The sequence below is a fragment of the Pseudomonas sp. FP453 genome (assembly GCF_030687495.1).
Taxonomy (GTDB): domain Bacteria; phylum Pseudomonadota; class Gammaproteobacteria; order Pseudomonadales; family Pseudomonadaceae; genus Aquipseudomonas.
Genome location: NZ_CP117435.1, coordinates 1,639,338 through 1,655,571 on the forward strand (window position 1 = coordinate 1,639,338; position 16,234 = coordinate 1,655,571).

The window sequence follows — 16,234 nt, forward strand, 5'->3', positions numbered from 1 at the left end:
GCTAGCGCCCAGCGTCTGCCGTTACGACAGAGCCGGGCGCCCAGTGCCAAAAGATCGATTAGCTCCCGACGGGCGTGCGCATGGTTACAAACTCTTCAGCGGACGTCGGGTGCACGGCGATGGTTTCGTCGAAATCGCGCTTGGTCGCACCCGACTTCAGCGCAATCGCCAGCCCTTGCACGATCTCGCCTGCATCCGGGCCGACCATGTGGCAGCCCAACACCTTATCGGTCTTGGCATCCACCACAAGTTTCATCAAAGTGCGCTCCTGGCATTCGGTCAGGGAGAGTTTCATGGGCCGGAAGCGGGTTTCAAAGATCACTACCTCATGCCCGGATTCTCGCGCATCCTCTTCGGTCAATCCGACAGTACCGATGTTAGGTTGGCTGAACACTGCCGTCGGGATCATTCTGTAATCCACCGGACGATATTGCTCAGGCTTGAACAAGCGACGAGCAATTGCCATCCCTTCAGCCAGTGCGACAGGCGTTAGCTGTACGCGGCCAATTACGTCCCCCAAGGCCAGAACTGATGGCTCAGCCGTTTGATACAGCTCATCTACTTCGATAAAGCCTTTTTTGTTGAGCTTAACGCCAGTGTTTTCCAAGCCGAGATTGTCGAGCATCGGACGTCGACCGGTAGCGTAGAACACGCAGTCCGCGTCAAGCTGACGACCATCCTTGAGAGTAGCTTTCAGGCTGCCATCAGCTAGTTTGTCTATACGCTCGATGTCGGCATTGAACTGCAGATCCAGGCCACGTCTAGTCAGCTCTACCTGCAAATGCTCACGTACCGCACCGTCGAAACCACGCAGGAATAGATCACCGCGATACAGTAGTGTGGTCTTGGCACCTAAGCCATGGAAGATGCCGGCGAACTCCACCGCAATGTAACCACCGCCGACCACGAGAACGCGTTTGGGCAGCTCTTTGAGGAAGAATGCCTGGTTGGAGCTGATCGCATGTTCGTGCCCCGGTATCTCGGGAATCTGCGGCCAGCCGCCGGTAGCGATCAGAATGTTCTGAGCTGTGTGACGCTCTCCGTTGACCTCCACGGTATGAGGATCAATGATCTTGGCGTGACCTTCATGGAGGGTCACACCGCTGTTGACCAACAAATTGCGGTAGATGTCATTCAGGCGATTGATCTCGCGATCCTTGTTGGCAATCAGCGTCGCCCAATCAAACTTCGCCTCACCCGGAGTCCAACCAAAACCTCGTGAATTCTCAAAGTCGTCGGCGAAGTGTGCTCCATAAACCAGGAGTTTTTTCGGCACGCATCCTACGTTTACACACGTTCCTCCCAGGTAGCGGCTTTCAGCCACAGCCACTTTAGCGCCAAAACCTGCGGAAAAGCGGGCAGCCCGAACACCTCCGGAGCCTGCACCAATTACATAAAGGTCAAAGTCGTACGGCATTTTAATCTCCGGATGAGCTGGAACCGGTACATGGTTGAACGTACGTACTGGTTTACTTTATTAAAGCTAGAAAAATCATGGGCTATTAAATTAATGCTATGGCGTTCCTGATAATGCTGACACTAAGAAAGCTACCATCATCACCAAGAAAACAATCGGAAGAGTTTTACTCGTACCGTTCCCATTTTTCTGTCGGCGCGCTAATTCACTATCGCAAAAAAACGGCTTATCCTTTTCCCTTTCTCTGGCGGCCTTGAGAGCCAATATCGAGCAGTACCGCATATGATTTGAGCCTATAGTGAGCTTTAGGGTTACTTAAAACTTCTTATAAGTATCTGGAACTCCAAGCTGTAATGCATGAAGCGACATAGCTTGCGTCTTTGTTGTTGGTCAGGAGATGGTCTGCAGAGTCCAAGGAGATGAAGCTTTTCGGATGCTTGGCCTGGAGATAAATTTTCTGTGCTTGTTCAATCGACACGACGCTATCCACAGGAGAGTGAAAAATAAGCAATGCGCGTTGCAGATTGGCGATGTTTTCATCCTGCCGCTGAGCTTCGATGTCATCGAGGAATTGCTTTTTTATCGTGAATTCTCGGCCTGCAAGCATGACCTTGAATTCGCCAAAATCTCTTATCGAGTCAACGTCTCTTCTGAACTGTTTCATTACGTGGGCAGCTTCAGCGGGCGCGCCGATTGTTACGACGCCCTTCGCTTCTGGGATGTGCTTCGCTGCCGCTATCACTGCGGCTCCGCCCAAGCTATGACCAATCAAAATCGAGGGGGCTTGGTATGTATTACGCAGAAATTCTGCAGCTGCTACCAGGTCGGCGACGTTAGATGAAAAGTTGCTATTCGAGAAGTCGCCTTCACTACTACCCAGCCCTGTGAAGTCAAAACGAAGCACCGCTACATTATTGTCTACCAACGCTTTCGAAATTCGCGCAGCAGCCTTGATATCCTTTCCACATGTAAAGCAATGCGCGAACAGTGCGTATGCGCTAGGAGCCTCGGGAGCTTCAAGGAGGCCAGATAGACTGATCCCTTGTGGATTTTGGAACGTGATCTTCTGTTTGTTCATGCGAAATCTTCCTACCTTTTTTAGCGGCCCCTAGCCTTGAGCGAGGTTAGCTCGGAAGGTGCGGGCGATTAAATTAAGGCTACCATCCAGTTGGTAGGCTATCAAGGCTTTTGCTTTCCCTTAGTCGCTTCAGATTGGGTCACTTATGATTTTCGATAGCCTGAAAAGGCCGCGCCGAAGATCAGGGCGAAGGCAAGCGTGCCTACCACTCATAGGGGGAAGGCAGATTTGATATGGAACTCGTTTGGTTGACTCAAAAATCACGTCCACACTGACCGCTCCCGATGATTTCGTCTGCTGCCTTCGGCAGCATTACTATGCTCACCACGCGGGAACGGTCAGCGCCCCGTCGAAACAGAAGATTCGCTGCGGCAGGATGGTCGGTTTTGGCGTAAACACGACCTGACCAAGGGCGTACCGCGAGTCACGGTAGAGGTAGCGCGAAGACTGTCCTTTCCGCTGCAGCGGGTGATGCGTCGAATGGTATAGACCGCGAAGTTTGTACGGCCCATGTCATAGAGAGTCCGCATACGTTCTGATCAATCTTCAAGGTGCCAAAGTCGCCCAACAGTGCTTGTCGGCAATTTCAACTGTCGGGAAACTTCCTTTTGAGTAAGCCCCTTTTCTCTCAGTTTGCGTATCGCCTTGAGCTTTTCATCCGCTGCAAGCTTTCTCGGCGGAATGAGCTGTTGAGGTTCGCCGGGGAGCTCATCGTCCAAAACTCCCAGTCGCTCCAATTCGGCGAGCGCATCATTCAATGCTACGCGCGCAGTTTTTCCCTCATGGGCTGCAGCCACCAACGTGAAAAAGGACAGTGGCGTTACGCCCAGAGCCTGAGCGAGGTCGGCACTGAGGTCGACGCTGGCAGATCTACTCGATGCTTCCAATCTGCTGATGTGAGCTTGGTCGGTTTGGGTTTGGAGCTCTGCTTGCGATAAGCCCCGCCTCATCCTCAGCCACTGCAATGTTGCTGCGTATGCCTTGCGCAAAGACATCCAGGCAGTCCTCTCCAAAAAGAAGACGGTATGCAGGGTTTGATCGATCCCATTCAAATGTATATAGTCATTGTCGTGGGATTTATGGCTTTATCATCGAGCAATTCATGCGTTCGGCGCGCCCGAAATTTTTGTTAGCGCCATATGAGGATCATCAATTTATGGGTAATTGTCCTGAGCATGAGTTGCTCCAGGAAGGCCGGATCTCCTCCGCAGGCACTTCGCTGTCTCCCACAGAGATAGAGGCTTTGGTGGCTGAGCGCTTCCCCCGCAAGGCGTATTGCACCGTCGCGGATTGGCTGATCTTCCACGTTGACGAATCACATGAGTCGCTCGCGAAAGTACGAGCTACGGGCCTGGAGCCGATGTTCATGTATGCACATTGTGTGATCCATGACGGGCATGGCCGGTTTCCGCCAGGAGGTTGGGTGCGCTCGACCCTATGCAAGTCATTCGATGGCGTTTGCTTGTTCGAGACGCGAAACACGGTCTACGTTTTGGTGGGGCAGGGACGCGAGATGAAAGCCTCGCTGAAGACAATATTCGGTTTATGTTAATTGCAGGTGCCACCAAACGGGCCTGCCTCATACGAGATGCATGATGTTCCGTATTAGCACGCAAGACCAATCCGGCCCCGTAGGAATGTTCGGGGATGGCCTAGCTCACTTCCACGCAGTGTCGCGATCCCTAGCTACCCATTGGTATCACGTAAGTCTGAAACGCCGGCACGAAGGCCGGTATGTGGCCTACGAGGAGATGTTGAACGACGAGCCTCGTCTGGTTGAGTTGTTGATCTCTCAAAGTGAGAGCGTGATTGTTCAGGATGTTCAAGTCGTCACCCCAGGCTGGATGAATAAGGGGACGAGTTGGAGGATGGAGATGCTGACTTCGCTCTCAATGGGATTCAACCAGGCCGAGGTGCCGATCTGCGTCTTGGAGGTCGAGAGTGGTGATGTGTATCTCAATACTCATCAGCGATACTTGGATGTTGAGTCTCTGACTGGATTGAAGGAGCTCTACCGCCGGACTGCTTCAGACACTGCAGTAACTCCGCTATCGAGAGGTTTCTAGCCATGGCGGAGATCAATACCGTTGCGGTCGATTTACACGTAAAGCGTTACTCGGACTTCGACCTCCTTCGCATCGCCAAAGCAGTGAATCAAGACTACGACGGGCTGGTCACGGCCTACCTGGTGAATGTCCATATTCATGCATGTAGTGCCGTTGGCGTTGTGTTCAGTCACATTTGCCCTGGGCCGTACCAACGATTTGCAGATGGTCGGCTGATTCGGACATCCGACATTCAGTCCGTTACGAAGGAAGGTAGGTTTTGGGTGATCAATACGGTCAACTCGAAGTACGTCATTGCGACGTTTAGGCGTGATGTCGGACGGCGTAGCCTGCGTGAGTTCATGCGCATCGCGGGAGACACGTATCTGCCAACGCCTGATCGCCTCCAGTAAGCCCTTCGTTACTACCGGGCTGGCTCATCGCTCAACGAGCCTAGATTTCCGATAGGCGCAATGCAGGCATAGAGAAAATTATGCTTGGGCGACATTTGTGTCGATTATGCGACAGCATGAAATGCCCGCCCTTGAAACGGTTTTTCAAAACCGGAGATGTATATTTTGAACTCAAAAGAAAAGCAGCAGTGCCTGCACCTTCATATTTTTCCTTGTAGGACTTAGGCAGGTTTGCCGGGTGCTTTTTCGATATGACTTCTTCGACCTGACAGCTTTTTTTAAGCTCACTCTCAAGCAGATACCATCGCTTAGGGTTGCCCCTCCGCACCTTGTAACCTACTCGTCAATTTGGGGCCGTAGGCCCCGGCTCGGTTTTGCTAACAAAAGCCGAGTATTTGAGTTTACTTTTTGTAGTTTGTACGAGATTTGGTGTGATCAGAGATCGAGAAAATCCAGCAATCAGCCAGAGGCAAAGCTCCGTCAATCCACCATGCGCGAACGAGGAGGGGATTCGCCGCAAGGCAGACTCCAGGTAGGTGAATATTCCCGACACAGCCTTGCTAATCTCCGTATTGAGTAAATGCGCAGGGTTCGGTTGAGAAGACTGTCGACCGCGTCGTAACCTGAATGGATATCCTGCCCGCATGATGGAAAATCCATGCTTCTAAAACGCTTTCAAATCCTTACTCCTATCGCGATATTCACCGCGATATCCATAACGTTCTGGATCATCCAGCTCCGCCTTTTCGATGTCATAGGCTGGAATTACAATGTCTGCCATGCGTTGTTCGGGTTCGCATTCCCACTCGCGCTCAGCTACTTCGGATTCCCCCTCACCAAGCTGCAGCGACCCAAGTTGTCTCAAGTCATTCGCAATGTGCTGAAAATTCCACTCCTGTTGTGGCCTTCTTCATTCGCCAGGCTTTTGTGCCGCTCGATTGTCAGAGACGTTAACGAGGGGATCCCTTGGACTCCTTGGATCGGCGTTGCGATCACGCTGTTTTTTTCCATCGGAAATGAAATGTTTGTTGATCCTGCCACCAACGGAATTCCGTTCATAAATGCGTATGATCATTTCGTGGCCGATGTGGTGGGTATGGCTCTATTTCTCCTCGTAGCTTCTTTCATCCTACGAAATAGGCTGCGTTCAATCGCCGTGTTTCCCATCGGGGCGGCGAGCGATTGATGTTACGTGCCCGAGTCAGCACCCTTCCGCGAGTCTGAATATCTAATAGCCTGCCGTTCAACGTAGAATTCGCGCCCCGTCCTCTGCGACTAACCCAGCTGTATGAGCGTCGCTTTCGCCGACAGCTGGGTAAAATTTGCAATCAGGAATGAGCTTGATGCTTTTAGGATTTCGCAATGAGTAGGTCACGCCTGGATATCGCCCAGGAGGGGAAGTTGTGGGAGATGGCCCTGGAGCATTTGGGCTCAGACGGCTTGCTCGAAGCGGTTATAGATGTGTGGAGCCGTTCCGCCCCTCCGCCCAGACCACTCGTTGAGCATCTGTCCACCAATGAGGTCAGTCAGGAAGTCTTGAATATTCTTAAAATTGCCCAGCAGAGGGTAGGTGCTGTCGTACCAGGTCGAACGCCGGATGCGGGCACAGTCACGCTGTATGCTCGTCACGCTAGCAACTTAGCTGATGGGCTCATTACCCTCCTGCCAAAGGTGCAGCTTTCGCGAGCCTTGCGCGGCTCTTGTATTGAAATCGAACTGGGGATTTGACGTCTAGGCAGGCTCCCCTACGATACCTGTCGGCAACAACCCTAGTGGAATTTGTCGAGATAATTAGCACCCCTTTTGAGATCTTCCATGAGCTCTGATTTAACTGAAGAAGAAATGCGTCGTGCATTGTTTGGTGCGACTGAGCCCGAAGAGGCTCTCACGCCTCCAACGCCCCAGCCGGCGCCAGAGGTCGTTTTTACCAAGTCGGTATCAACTCATTCGCCTAGGAAGAAAGCGGCGAAATCGTTCACGCCTAGGCTGAGGGTCACGCTTCGGGTTGGAAACGAATACGAGGGGGAGATGCGCGAGCTCATCCACGACGCCGACACGTTGAGCTCGTTGCTGGCTGAGCAAGAGGCTGTGAAGTCTGCAAGGAAGAAGTACAAATATGTGGAGGTGGTCTCGGTTAAGTCGATGTAGAAAGGACTGCTGGCTTATGAGGTAGAACGTTGACGAGCGTCTGGCGAACGCACCTTCGCCATTGAGCATTAATGTCCACGTCGGTTGATCCCGCTATCATAGGATCACTTCACCAGAGCGGGCCAAGCTATGCCAAGGTTGTCATTCGCCATCCGAGCTTTGTTTGCCTTTTGCCTTTTGATCGCGACCGCCAATCACATCCGAGCTGACTTTCAGCACGGGTTGTTCTGGGACTACGGCTACGGTGACAGCGCCTACTGGGCTAGCCGCGTGTTCTGGGCGGCACTAACTATTTTTGACCCGCTGGCGGTACTGCTCCTTTTCAAAAAGCCACGGATGGGAATAGTCCTCACCGCAGCAATTATTTTGGCTGACGTAGCACATAACACCTATTACGTCGCACTGAAACAGCAGTGGCTGGAGTCCTTCTATCTGTCGCAGGTGGCGTTTCTTATTGCGGTGCTTCTACTCTCACCTATTGCTTGGAGACGCCCCATTCGCTGCGTATCAATAGCAAGTCCGGTTCGATGGTAAAGCACTCCAATGATGAAGCCCTCAATGAGCCAGACGATAGGGATGACGGCCTTCTATGGCCTGTTCCCATCCGGAACAGGTGGATCCTGCAGCGAGGCGTGGATGAGCCTAGGCCGAAAATAGCCGTTACACGAGCTCCATCGCGGCGGCTCAATCGGCTCCAACCGAGGCTCCTGTGCCGACATATCTCAACTATCCGCCAAGCGATATAGCGCTTGGACGTGAGATGTCGCAAGCCCCGCGCGCTGCAAGTTACGGCGACTTTGCGAACTGGGAAGCGCAGTTGCGGCAATCACCAAACTGCCGTATTTCTTTGCTTGCTCTATGCGGTGAGATATCAGGGCTCCATGATAGCCCAAGCCTCGTGCATCTTTTCGGGTGGCAGCCGTCCCGAGGTAGGCGACTCCATTATTGGCCAGATACATCAATGCTCCTGCAACTACATGTCCATTAGCTTTGAGGACGTAGATTTTCAGACGATCATTTGACAGTAACCCTGCAAAAGAGGCTTGGCTCAACTGACGATGCTCTGGCTTGGTATGGAATCCACTCGCATGAACAGTTGCGAACTCAGTAAGAGTGTGTGAGGTGGCCTCTTCGATCTCAAACGAATTGTGGCTCAAGACCACGTCCTTGATGGCGCACGCAAGTTACAGGTGCGTCCAACCTCTCAGGCGTTCTAGTCGCCTCTCGCCCACAAAAGCGAACTGCTCCAGGGACGAAGGTTTTCCGATAAGAGGCGTCACGGTCGAATATTCTGTTGAACTCTTAAGCAAGTTCAAAAGTGGCTGGGGGCTGCCAGTGGTGTCGCCGTAGATGCGATTGAACATCGGGCTAGGAGACGCCTTCACTTGAAAGCATGGAAAAGCTTCGTTTAAAAACACGCGAGCACCGAAAGGGTTTCCACTTATCCGCGACAAGCTCTCAACGCGGGAGCACAAATACTCGGCTTCTGCGGCCTCGATTGCGTGAGCCATTCCAACATCCATGCGCGTAATCCCTATCGTGTGATTCCATGGAAGGTAGCGATAAAACAGACAATACGCACCTGCAAAGAACCTGAGCGTAGGTAGTACGTTTGCATGCTCGCTTTAGATCTCAATAGTCTGGGCTTTCTCTGCGGTCACCTTGGATAAGAGCATTATCTTTAGGCGTAGTGCTCTGCCGACGAGCACAAGCTCAGATGATCAAGATGGCGATGGCTTTTGGCCTTGATGCCAGCTAGATTTGGAGCTTTCTACGATCAAGGAAGGATATGAAGAAGCTCATCGCAGTAATGGGGATCTGTGTCGCACTTGGCGGCTGCGCTACGTCGCATTACACCGCAGGCCGAGACTTTCCTTCGGCAAGTGTAGCGAGCATCACCAAGGGTAAAACCACCACTTCAGAACTGAAGTCCCTATTTGGCGAGCCCTACGCCAAGAGCGCCGTCAGCGAGACTGATGAGAAGTGGATCTACACCTACACCAACGGCTCAGCCCATGCCCAGAGCTACGTGGTCACCATGAAGGTGACGACTACGGGCACTCAGAAAACTCTCGACGTCTTGATCCGAAATGATGTGGTCATTAACTACACATTCAGCGAGGGCCCTGCGCCTGGTACGACCACTGCGACGAACTGATGTCGCCACCTTGCTATTTGCCGACCCACCGCGTTCAGTAAGTAGTTGATGGAGCAAGCTCATGGACAGAACGTATGCCTTCGTGGATGAGTCCGGGAATTCCGACCTAGACACGTCAAAAGGTGGAAGCTCGGATTTCTTCATCGTGTGCTCCATTCTGGTGGCAGAGAAAGACCTGGAAGCTGCTTATGTCCAAGCTGAAGAACTCCGAAAGCGTCATTTCCAAACAGGTGAGATCAAATCCAGCAATCTGAAGCCCAAGGATTCAGATCGCCGTGCCCGAATCCTCAACGAGCTAGCTGAGCTGCCATTCAAGCTCTATTTCACCGTCGTTGATAAGTCCCGAATTCACAAAGACGGCGGCCTCCGTATCAAGACCTCGTTCATAAAATACGTGAACGGGTTGCTCTACGAACGTTTGTTCCGCGCATACCCTGACCTCCAGATGATCGTAGACGAGCATGGTGGCCAGGAGTTTCAGGAGAGCCTCAAAAGCTACGTTGCAGAACGATTCGTGGACGACCTATTTGGCGATAAGGATGCCTTCCAGACGATGGCCAGTAAGGACAACGTGTTGGTTCAGGTTGCAGATTTCTTTGCTGGCTCAGTCGCTCAGATCTACGAAGAGAAAGCTTCGGAAGCAGCAGTTCTTGCCTACAAAAAGATCCTACGCAGCCTGACTCTTGGAATGCTTGAGTGGCCATCCAAGTACCAGTCTCTTCTGCCACCGCCGACGGATGAATCTGGGTATGCAGACTACCAAGTACACCAAGAAGCTCTCCGCCAGGCCGACCGTTTTAGCGAACGCGTTGGTAAGCACCCCGATGAAGATGAGCGACTGCAGCTAAGCATCTTGAGGTTCTTGAGATTCCAGAGCGAATTCGTCACCAAGGATTACGTGCTGACTACGGAGATCATGGCCCATCTAAAAGATAGCGGACTGGGAGAGGTCAACGGCCAGAGAATCCGCTCCAGTGGCATTGCCAAACTCCGCGATGCGGACGTCATCATCACAAGTGCGGCGAAGGGCTACAAAATTCCCCAGACACGTGCGGACATCAACGACTTCCTAGAGCGGGCATCCGGCATCGTCGTCCCTCTTCTTGAACGCGTTAAAAAAGCGCGCGATGTGTATCGGCTGAGCAGTCGAGGAGAATATGACATCGTCACTGCCAACCTTGCTGAGCTAGCCAAGCTGCTCGCTGCGCTCGAGGCGTTTGCAGATGACTGAACTCGGTCATGGCCAAGAACCTCACCAGGCTGCATTGATACAGGATGAAATCCTGGAAATTCTGAAAGAAGCCAAGGTGCTCGCGCGTAGATTCTATCGTCTGACCGGAAAGCCGCTGGGCGTGACCGGCGAGGTGGCAGAGTACGAAGCTGCTTTGAGACTCGGCCTACTACTCCATCCTGCAAGGCAGGCCGGTTACGACGCTACAGAGACGCTGGAAGATGGCATCGCGAGAATCCAGATCAAGGGCCGCTGTATCTTGAACCCGCTAAAGATTACGGGCCGCATGGGCGCAATTGATCTACGGCAACCCTTCGATAGTGTGCTCTTGGTGCTGCTTGACTCAGAGTTCAACGCATTTGCAATGTACGAAGCAAGTCGTGCCAGGGTTGAGGCAGCTTTGACCTTGCCAGGCTCCAAAGCCAGAAATGAGCGGGGAGCGTTGGCTATTAAGCAATTCATGTCGATAGCTACGTTGCGCTGGGCTCGCCATTCGCCCAGCGAATCAGAGAATCAACTGCCCTCTAGAATCGAGCGACGTTGCTCTGAGATACATATTTAATGTCCCCAATATGGCACATTAACCACCATTTTTAGGCTTAATGGCCCTATTTGGGTACATTACGCTGAGCAATGGAATGCGACCAATAATGACGATGGCCCTGCTGCATGCACTAATAAATCACCAGGGCATACGATCTCTTTGCCGATGCTGAAAGGCAGGGAATCGCAGGCGTAAGGAAGGAGCGGAAATGATCTATTTTTTCATCGAAGATAGTAATGAAAAGGTGAAGATAGGTCGGGCCAAGGATATCGAGCGCCGTAGGAAAGGGCTTCAAACCGGCAACCCCAGGAAGCTTTTACTTCTGGGGTGGATTCGTACAGATGATAACGTGCGGCTAGAAAAAGAGATTCATCAGCATTTCTCTCATCTGCGTGGCAATGGTGAATGGTTCGATCTAGATCCGTCGGACATTTTGCCGATCCTCGAACACTTTGGCATCGATGGGTTTGTCGGTACGACCGGGGAGTCCTTTGAGGTCACCGGCCATGATCGGGATGGTGTGCCTGAGTACCTTGGCGTTTGGAACTGGGGTAACCTGGAGTGGAACGAGTGCTGTCCATTCTGCGGAAGCTTTTGCGGCATGCACGTTCAAGACGCATCGAGCATGTACCACTGCCTTAACTGTGACACGCTTACCTCCTTTGATTTTTTGAGTCATCAGGAGGAGGAGTGACAGCTTGAATATTAGCCATATTGGATGAATTCTCTAACAGCTCGGCAACGTCGGGCGAGAAGCGACAGGGGAGGGCGCTTCTCAGATTGGCATGAGCCTTGAGTGTTAAGGCCTCTTCGGGCTCAAGCCTGACAGCAGAGGGGGCACGGCAAGCGTGCCTTGGTTGTGAAAAAAGCCGCCGGTCAATACTTCCCATCTAGGAAATCCTGGAACCCTACCGGTGATTCATTTTCTTCTCTAAATGGGTTCGAGTAATAGAAACAGTAGTCTTCAGCCTTGGAAGCTTTCTTAGGTGGGTTGAGGAACTGGACGTCATGCTTTTTAAGGATTTCGAAGGTAGGCTCATCCACGTAGGGATTCTCTATCTTTTCATGGAGGAAAAGCTGATAAAGCAGAATCCAGTTTTGATCAAGTTCGTACAGGGTGCAGTTTTCAATCACCTGGCGAGCATACGCAACTACAGCATCTGTCGCGGATTCGAAGATACTGAGCAGGGCAATCGCTGTTGCATCACCCGTCTGAATAACCAATCCGATGTTTTCAGTAGTTGGGTGTGAGCTTAGCTGCTTCAAATAATATAGCGACCAGCACATGCCGTCCGAACGGCGATGTAACGCATTGGTTTCGAGGATTCCATTGAGTTTTGCAGTGACGGCCTCTTTGTCGTAGTAGTCCGAAGTGGCGTCGATCTTTTCAAGAAGTGGCAGGAGTATTGGGTAGTGCCAACTTAGGCTGAGAATGTATTGAAATACTGTGGCGGCTGTATCACCCTGAGCTCTGTGGCAAATTAGTCCTGCAGCTAGCTTCAATACACTGCCATCAGGCACTGCCCGGTTTAAATGTACGGCATAGTCAAGAAAGTTTATGGCCTCGTGAGTGAAGAGGGTCAAGACTCCGTTGGAATCGGTTCTCCAGGGGGTGGCATTAGCTAATTTGGTAACCCAGGATTCCACAAGCGGTTCCGGTAGCTCGGTTATTTTTGTTTTGCTGAGATTTAGCGTTAAACGGTATCGAGACAGAGCGATGCTCAGGGCACGAATGAATTCCTGAGCCTGAATATGTGTTTCGCAATAGGCCGTATAATCATCAATGTAACGTACAAAGCGAAACTTTCCCGCGAGCTCTCTATCAACCGCAGCCAGAACTATTTCCACCGCAATGCTTGAGGAGCTAGGGCCAACAGGTAGGCCGGAAGTCTCGTTGCGTTTTGCGTTGCGCAGCGATATGTCGAGGGTCGAGCTCCAGTGCTTTTCTCCTCCACGTTCTTGTAGCCGCTCTTTGGCCTTTTCATAACCTTGAATGGCCCATTCTAGAGAATGTGTGTAGATCGAGCCAAAGCAATTGGCTACGTCAGCATGAGCTCGAAAACTCGCACCAAAACTAATTTCCAAAGTGTTTTTTGTTTTTGTTTCATGGTCTTCATAATTCATGATAAACATGCGGCCATCATTATGCTGTTCGGCAGTGATGACGCTGTTTTCATCTTTCATCGATTCGAATATTTCTAGTCTGTTTTTCTTCAGGTTTGAATATATCCTTGCGTAGGCGAGGGGATGTATAAGGCTGAGCACCCGTGGAACATTGTTAAATCGTGTGGCCTTGTATTCCACAAGATCGAACCAGTAGGTTTTTCTCTCTCGGCTCAAATTAATGGCTGCTAGCTCTTCAGCAATTTCTGGAGTGAATCTACTTGTTGAAAAGCATGGGGGTAATTCGGTTGCGGAGTCTTTTTGATTTGGAAAATAATTCCAACGTGTCAAGGCCTCCAGGAAATGTCTTTCCTCATCGTGAAATACGGCAATATTTGATACCAGGTTGGTGAATTCTTTCACTGAATTTATTGCTCCTACGATGCGTGCTCGGCAATCGGTGCGAGGGATATGCCAAGACTTGGTAGCTTTGCTGAACTTTTAGAAACAACCGTGCGCAGGGTTAAGATAGTCGCTCAAGCTTGCCGAATTGTCGCTTTGAAAAGCCCTAGGAGCGCTACTTTGGTAGTCTCCCAAGGTTGGGCCGCATCCTACTCAACAGTTGGCGTGATGCGTTGCATTGAGACGCCCGGTACTAAAGCGCCGGCTTCTGGCAAGTTATGAGCGAAAGCCCCCACCAAGTCTACACCGTACTCTTCGACAGCCTGAGCAAGTCCCGTCATTCTGGCCATGCCGGCAACCACCATAGCGCGCCTTACCCCAGCGTGCAGCGCATCATCAATAGTCATGGCTGCTCCAAGGGCGCATACAGATTCCCTCACCGTCTCCGTGTCGATCCTCCAGTGCCTCCCCTGAGTCTCGACACGCAAGCCACGGTCATCGGTCGAGACCAACCTGGCGTAAGTAACCCGTTTGGGGAGCGTCTGTTTAAGGAGCAGTCGATCTCCCTTCGAGTAGGTGTCCCATTGCGTTTCCAAGGCCGCAGGCTCACCACGCTTGCGCACTAACTCGTTGATCACCTCACACAGCTGGTAGCTGTCGCATATGGCGACAAGGGTGGGATCAGCCTTCAGTCCAGCCACTGCTCGATCCAGAGACGAATGATCCGAAGGTGGGCTCGAGATAGCGTCAAGAGGCGGCTGAATGTGGTGACTGGGGAAGTAGCCTTGGAGCTGATTGACAATGCGGCTATTCAAGCTGCCTTCAACTGCAGTTTTTTGGTTGCACAGAAAGGCGACCCGGTCACGGGGGGTGAAGTGGCCTAGAAGCAGGGATACTTCAACCGCGCTGTAACATTGAAAGTCCCAGACAATAAAGGTTCGGTACTCGCCTCGTTCGGCAGGTATAGATTCCCAATGTACCAGATGAGCTTCGGAGCCATACCGCCCAGCTAGACCCTGATGAACAATACCCGGTTCAGAGCCTCCTAGAATCTGCAGAATGGAAGAAAACTCGTCACAGAACGACGCAGCCGATTCGTTACATGAGTAAGTAAATATGGAAAACCGCGAATTAATCGCGTCGCCAACAAGCTGGCCGTGGTCAGAGTGATTTAGGGCTCCATATAAACTGGAATACCGGACGTAGGCATACTCGATCTCGCGGTCGGAGTATGTAGGAAAAAAGGCATGAGTTAGCTTCTGGAGTTGCGAGCGTATTGAACTCTGGATCAGGTGATGGCCCATGAGTTGAAAATCATCATGGTGTCCAACAACCAGATGCTTGTCCAGGCAATCAGGTAGCGCCGACCTGAGAGACGCCGGGAGATCTAAGACATTCAAAACCGTTGCCCCCCGCTTGGCTTCGGTGAGCATCTTGGCGATTAGCTGGTAACTGGGAGTGCTCGCGAGCTGGCAGGCGGTCGAGGAGTTGTCCTGAAAATGTCTAATACCCAGGAATGGAAACGCTTTGGCGGGCGTATCAAATAGTGCACGAGCGCCTTCGGGGCCATGGAGGTGGCATATATTAAGCGCCTGATAGTGACAAAAACCGGATTCAAGCATGAAGCTGGCTGCATCGACGAGGCAAGATTGACGATGGAAATAATAGGCCAGCTGACTTGCATACGGCTCAGAGATGTACATGCACAGAGCTCTGTGATCCTGCTGTTCCAACGCCAATAGTGCGGCTGAGATACCCTGGGTACTCAAAGCCAGTAGCCTAACTTGCTCGCGCCTTGGTAAGTTCAGTTCTGGCAAGTAGAAGTGTTGCTTGACCAGCAGGTGCCAATGAGCGGCTGAGATCGACGTAGGCGTAAAATCCATCCTTCCTTGAGAACGGTGCACGCTGTATGTTTTGCCTGGCAGGATTGCAGTCGTTGGAGCGCGTTCAAGCCTGAGAACCACGCGCCGTTGATTCCAAGGTAATACACCTTTGACAACTATAGTACCGTCAAGGCGGTGTATCACTTTAACGATCAAATACGTCGGCATTAGTTAGTCCACTATCAATCGCTGGTTGTAAAGATCCTTCCAGCGAGCTTGGCTTTTTAGTAGTTCCCTCTTGAGTTTTTCATTATCTGATAAAACCTTGTGGAGCGGAACGTTGAGTTTTCCAAGTTTTGGCGGTGTGGAGGATGACGCGCAGTTTGCCAACACCGAAGCATGAGTGTTTAGAAGACTAACAATCGCTCGCATATCATCATGTCCTCGACCTGGATAAAAACATTGGCGCGTACAACCCACCAGCTCGGCTAGGGATGAAAGATTGACTTCGCCATGATGCAGCGTCAGGCTCTGGCCGCTGCGTAAAATATCAACTACGGCCTTCTGGAGCTTTATAGCCTTTGTGTTGCCAATTGGCATTTTCAATATGGTTTTGATAAGCGTTTTAACGTCCATTTTTCCACTCCAGGTAGACTTTGCAATTATTGTTGGGTGTTACTAGCTCATCTTCCTCCGAGAATGTCTCTAAGTTATATAGAGCGCCGTCTTTGAATTGTAGATTTCTCTGGCATTTCAAGATGTCATCAATAAGCATGCAAAGGCTATCTAGGTCGAATAACCGTGGATCGGACTTTACGATTTTAGGCGCCACCAATGCTAGTTTGTTGTGCGGGCTTTTCAGCTCTTTTTCT

17 protein-coding genes and 1 pseudogene are annotated in these 16,234 nt (G+C 51.4%); 11 read left to right on the forward strand and 7 right to left on the reverse strand.

The features are described from left to right. Positions 1-58: 58 nt before the first annotated feature. From gorA to PSH87_RS07425, 3 genes are all read right to left on the reverse strand, one after another. Entirely contained in the window at positions 59-1,417 is a 1,359-nt protein-coding gene (gorA, locus tag PSH87_RS07415; protein ID WP_305433007.1) for a glutathione-disulfide reductase, read from the reverse strand. Positions 1,418-1,742: 325 nt separating this feature from the next. Next, complete coding sequence (locus tag PSH87_RS07420) at positions 1,743-2,495, reverse strand: S9 family peptidase (RefSeq protein ID WP_086792972.1); 753 nt, start codon at positions 2,493-2,495, stop codon at positions 1,743-1,745. 539 nt (positions 2,496-3,034) lie between these two features. After that, positions 3,035-3,490, reverse strand: coding sequence for a helix-turn-helix domain-containing protein (locus PSH87_RS07425; RefSeq protein WP_305433008.1), 456 nt, complete (start codon positions 3,488-3,490; stop codon positions 3,035-3,037). Between the two features lie 161 nt (positions 3,491-3,651). Between PSH87_RS07425 and PSH87_RS07430 the strand changes: the two genes are divergently transcribed. The 7 genes from PSH87_RS07430 to PSH87_RS07460 all read left to right on the forward strand — a co-directional run bounded on the left by PSH87_RS07430 (position 3,652) and on the right by PSH87_RS07460 (position 7,635). Beyond that, the gene (locus PSH87_RS07430) at positions 3,652-4,047 is read left to right on the forward strand and encodes a hypothetical protein (RefSeq protein WP_305434272.1); all 396 of its coding nucleotides are present in this window, start codon (positions 3,652-3,654) and stop codon (positions 4,045-4,047) included. Positions 4,048-4,090: 43 nt separating this feature from the next. Beyond that, positions 4,091-4,561, forward strand: coding sequence for a hypothetical protein (locus PSH87_RS07435; RefSeq protein ID WP_305434273.1), 471 nt, complete (start codon positions 4,091-4,093; stop codon positions 4,559-4,561). Between the two features lie 2 nt (positions 4,562-4,563). Then, positions 4,564-4,953 carry a hypothetical protein gene (locus PSH87_RS07440; protein ID WP_305433009.1) on the forward strand — a complete coding sequence of 130 codons (390 nt, stop codon included), beginning with the start codon at positions 4,564-4,566 and terminating at the stop codon, positions 4,951-4,953. A 658-nt stretch (positions 4,954-5,611) separates the two neighbouring features. Further along, positions 5,612-6,139, forward strand: coding sequence for a hypothetical protein (locus PSH87_RS07445; protein WP_086792962.1), 528 nt, complete (start codon positions 5,612-5,614; stop codon positions 6,137-6,139). A gap of 176 nt (positions 6,140-6,315) precedes the next feature. Next, positions 6,316-6,681, forward strand: coding sequence for a hypothetical protein (locus PSH87_RS07450; RefSeq protein WP_305433010.1), 366 nt, complete (start codon positions 6,316-6,318; stop codon positions 6,679-6,681). An 87-nt stretch (positions 6,682-6,768) separates the two neighbouring features. Next, positions 6,769-7,101 carry a hypothetical protein gene (locus PSH87_RS07455; RefSeq protein ID WP_305433011.1) on the forward strand — a complete coding sequence of 111 codons (333 nt, stop codon included), beginning with the start codon at positions 6,769-6,771 and terminating at the stop codon, positions 7,099-7,101. A gap of 129 nt (positions 7,102-7,230) precedes the next feature. Next, positions 7,231-7,635 carry a hypothetical protein gene (locus PSH87_RS07460; protein ID WP_086792955.1) on the forward strand — a complete coding sequence of 135 codons (405 nt, stop codon included), beginning with the start codon at positions 7,231-7,233 and terminating at the stop codon, positions 7,633-7,635. 188 nt (positions 7,636-7,823) lie between these two features. On the opposite strand, the pseudogene PSH87_RS07465 reads toward PSH87_RS07460, so the two are convergent. Then, positions 7,824-8,624: pseudogene (locus tag PSH87_RS07465) on the reverse strand (GNAT family N-acetyltransferase). 266 nt (positions 8,625-8,890) lie between these two features. Between PSH87_RS07465 and PSH87_RS07470 the strand changes: the two are divergent. The 4 genes from PSH87_RS07470 to PSH87_RS07485 all read left to right on the forward strand — a co-directional run bounded on the left by PSH87_RS07470 (position 8,891) and on the right by PSH87_RS07485 (position 11,728). Then, entirely contained in the window at positions 8,891-9,259 is a 369-nt protein-coding gene (locus PSH87_RS07470; RefSeq protein ID WP_086792951.1) for a hypothetical protein, read from the forward strand. 61 nt (positions 9,260-9,320) lie between these two features. After that, positions 9,321-10,490, forward strand: a complete 1,170-nt coding sequence (locus tag PSH87_RS07475) for a DUF3800 domain-containing protein (RefSeq protein ID WP_305433012.1) — start codon at positions 9,321-9,323, stop codon at positions 10,488-10,490. Further along, on the forward strand, positions 10,483-11,052 hold the full coding sequence (locus tag PSH87_RS07480) for a hypothetical protein (RefSeq protein ID WP_305433013.1): 570 nt from the start codon (positions 10,483-10,485) through the stop codon (positions 11,050-11,052). The genes PSH87_RS07475 and PSH87_RS07480 overlap by 8 nt, the downstream gene beginning before the upstream one ends. 190 nt (positions 11,053-11,242) lie before the next feature. Beyond that, positions 11,243-11,728, forward strand: coding sequence for a GIY-YIG nuclease family protein (locus PSH87_RS07485; protein WP_177061510.1), 486 nt, complete (start codon positions 11,243-11,245; stop codon positions 11,726-11,728). Between the two features lie 182 nt (positions 11,729-11,910). On the opposite strand, the gene drt4 is transcribed toward PSH87_RS07485, so the two are convergent. The 3 genes from drt4 to PSH87_RS07500 all read right to left on the reverse strand — a co-directional run bounded on the left by drt4 (position 11,911) and on the right by PSH87_RS07500 (position 15,998). Further along, positions 11,911-13,560: an antiviral reverse transcriptase Drt4 gene (gene drt4 / locus PSH87_RS07490; RefSeq protein WP_305433014.1), complete on the reverse strand. Its 1,650-nt coding sequence runs from the start codon at positions 13,558-13,560 to the stop codon at positions 11,911-11,913. Between the two features lie 188 nt (positions 13,561-13,748). Further along, positions 13,749-15,590 carry a hypothetical protein gene (locus PSH87_RS07495; protein WP_305433015.1) on the reverse strand — a complete coding sequence of 614 codons (1,842 nt, stop codon included), beginning with the start codon at positions 15,588-15,590 and terminating at the stop codon, positions 13,749-13,751. 3 nt (positions 15,591-15,593) lie between these two features. Next, positions 15,594-15,998, reverse strand: coding sequence for a hypothetical protein (locus PSH87_RS07500; protein ID WP_305433016.1), 405 nt, complete (start codon positions 15,996-15,998; stop codon positions 15,594-15,596). Between the last annotated feature and the right edge of the window lie 236 nt (positions 15,999-16,234).